The organism is Nonomuraea sp. NPDC004186, assembly GCF_053603495.1.
Genome location: NZ_JBSGFQ010000275.1, coordinates 1 through 1,706, shown reverse-complemented (window position 1 = coordinate 1,706; position 1,706 = coordinate 1). Strand labels below are relative to the sequence as shown.

At 71.2% G+C, this 1,706-nt stretch carries 3 protein-coding genes; all 3 read right to left on the bottom strand.

Annotated features, from left to right (window positions below):
- Positions 1-71, bottom strand: a 71-nt coding sequence (locus tag ACWEPL_RS65210) for a hypothetical protein (protein ID WP_452443085.1), incomplete at its 3' end; no start/stop codon positions are given.
- A gap of 27 nt (positions 72-98) precedes the next feature.
- Entirely contained in the window at positions 99-1,031 is a 933-nt protein-coding gene (gene mltG / locus ACWEPL_RS65205) for an endolytic transglycosylase MltG (RefSeq protein WP_452443083.1), read from the bottom strand.
- Positions 1,028-1,540: a SigE family RNA polymerase sigma factor gene (locus ACWEPL_RS65200; protein ID WP_452443081.1), complete on the bottom strand. Its 513-nt coding sequence runs from the start codon at positions 1,538-1,540 to the stop codon at positions 1,028-1,030. The genes mltG and ACWEPL_RS65200 overlap by 4 nt, the downstream gene beginning before the upstream one ends.
- Positions 1,541-1,706: the final 166 nt, after the last annotated feature.

Sequence of the window (1,706 nt, the reverse complement as noted above, 5' to 3'; positions counted from 1 at the left end):
GGGTGGGCGCGGCAGTACGTCGCCAGGCGCTCGGCCTGCCGCGCCAGGGCTGCCTCCGACTTGGCCGACAGCAGGATGAGCTCCGTCCGGCGGGCCGGTCAGCTGCCCTTGAGATTTTTGCGGCGCTCCTCGACCAGTGCGGCGTACTCCGATTCGGTGGTGGCGAACTTCATGATGCGACTCTTCGGGTCGATCGCCACGAAATAGCGCCAGGTGCCGCGCGCCGGGTGCAGCGCGGCCTTGATGGCCTCGGCCCCGGGGTTGCCGATGGGGCCGGGCGGCAGGCCCGGACGCCGGTAGGTGTTGTACGGCGACGGGCTCCGGACATCCTTGAGCGTCGCCTCGGCGCCGTACTTGTTCAGGCCGTACAGGACCGTGCTGTCGATGTCCAGGCGCATTTTCCGGTCCAGCCGGTTGTGGATGACCCGGGCGATCTTGGCCATGTCCTCGTCCCTGCCCGCCTCGGCCTGGACGATGCTGGCGATGGTCACGATCTCCAGCGGCGTCCTGCCGGCCCGCCTGGCGCCGTCGACCAGGTCGGCGGCCTCGGCGGCGGCCTCGAACCGGGCCACCATCGGCCGCAGGATCTCGGCCGGGCTCGCGGCAGGGGAGAACTCGTAGGTGCCGGGGAAGGCGAACCCTTCGAGCTTCCGCCCGGCATAGGACGGCAGGCCGAGCGCCGTACCGTCCTTGGCGGCCCGCTCGAACTCCGCCACCGGCCTGCCGGTGAGCTGCGACAGCTGCTTGAGCAGCTGCGAGAGCCGCATCCCCGCCGCCACGTTGACGGTGACCCCCGCCTGGATCGAGACGGCCGGGCGCGGCACGTCGTCACCGGGGGCCCGCGCCGACAGCTGCTGGACCACGAGGGTGGATCCTGCCGCCAGCGCGGCGACGGCCGTCGCCGCCGCCAATGCGAGGCCGCGGCGACGGGGGCGGCGCTCGCGGGGCCGCAGGAACCGCTCCGGCGCGGGCGGCCGCTCTTCGCCGGCCATGTCGGAGAGGGTCTCGCGCAGCAGGTTCTCGATGTTCATCCGAACTCCCTCACGGTGGTCAGTTCAGGCGCCGCCTTCTTCAGGCGTTCCAGCGAGCGGTAGATCTGGCTGCGTACCGACCCCACGCGGACGCCGAGCAGGCGCGCGATCTCGGTCTCGGAGAGGTCCTCGAAGTATCGGAGCACGAGCATGGTCCGCTGCCGGGGGGTGAGCCGGGACAGGGCCGCGCGCATCACCAGGCGAAGGTCCGCGACGTCGGCGTGCCCGGCGTCGATCCGCTCGGGCGGCCGTCCGGTGGACACCTCCGCGACGCGTGACCGCCGCCGCCACCAGCTCACCTGTTCGTGGTACATGGCACGGCGGACGTATCCCTCGATGGCGGCCGGATCGCGCAGACTGCGCCATTTCGCGGCCGTCTTGACCAGGGCCGACTGCACCAGATCCTCGGCGGCGTGCCGGTCACCGGTCAGCAGGTAAGCGGTGCGGAACAACGCCCCTGATCGGTCGACGACGAACTTTCGGAAGTCCGCCTCAAATCCTGGATCCACCCGTCCTCCTCGCGACGTTCACGGGCAAGGACGCGAGCGGCACGTCGATCTATGCCGGTACGGCCCAGGTTTCTCGCCACCCCGATGGCGTCGGGGTGGCCGTGATCGACACCGCCAACCGGTACACCGAGGGCAGCAGCGAGCGGATCGTCGGAGAGCTGCTCGG